General features: G+C 66.4%; 1 protein-coding gene. It reads left to right on the forward strand.

Annotation, left to right across the window (positions count from 1 at the left end; translation table 11 throughout):
* Nucleotides 1–271, forward strand: a 271-nt coding sequence (locus JI667_RS21460) for a hypothetical protein (protein WP_206858474.1), incomplete at both ends; no start/stop codon positions are given.

Here is a 271-nt window from a genome sequence, read left to right on the forward strand (position 1 = left end):
TCTGATCCTGCTTGTCCTGACTGCCTGCGCCTCGCCCGACCGCCGCTATTGGGGGGCCGAGTCGCAAACCGTCACCATCGCCGGGCGCGACTACAACGTCTATCGCCGTCAGAACGGGTCGCGCATCTCAGTGCAGGTGATCCGCATGGGCTATGCGCGCCGCCGCGAACATGTTGCGATCCTTGGCGCCATGCGGGTGGCTGCCGAACAGGCCACCGGATGCCGGGTTATCGAGGGCAGCGCGGACGGCGACAGCGGCGTGATGGATTTC

The sequence above is a fragment of the Bacillus sp. NTK074B genome, assembly GCF_017303375.1.
Lineage (GTDB): Bacteria > Bacillota > Bacilli > Bacillales > Bacillaceae_B > Rossellomorea.